The following is a 300-nucleotide window of genomic DNA, read 5'->3' as shown; positions in this document are numbered from 1 at the left end:
CACTGCGAAACCCTGCTCGGGGAAAAGAAAAAGCGCCTGGAAGGTCTGGACGCCTTGGTGGTCTGGCCTTTTGCCTCGCTCAAGATCGCGGTCATCAACTACGAAAGCACCCACCGGGACAGAATCTTTGACGCCCTGGCGGAGTACGACGCCGACCTGATAGTCTGCGACGAAAGCCAGCGCATCAAGAACCACAGCGCCGCCCAGAGCAAAGCCCTGCACAAGCTCGGCGACAAGGCTCGCTATAAACTGGCCTTGAGCGGAACCCCGGTGCAAAACAACGCCGTGGACTTGTACAGC

At 59.0% G+C, this 300-nt stretch carries 1 protein-coding gene; it reads left to right on the top strand.

Features of this window, described 5'->3' with window-relative positions; all coding sequences use genetic code 11:
* Positions 1-300 (top strand): SNF2-related protein (locus P0G09_RS18795; protein WP_275253432.1); only part of this gene is annotated, 300 nt, incomplete at both ends.

The organism is Faecalibacterium sp. DFI.5.82 (assembly GCF_029076575.1).
GTDB classification, from domain to species: Bacteria; Bacillota; Clostridia; order Oscillospirales; family Ruminococcaceae; genus Faecalibacterium; species Faecalibacterium duncaniae.
Note: the sequence above shows the minus strand (reverse complement) of the source record. Positions and strands in the feature narration are given on the sequence as shown.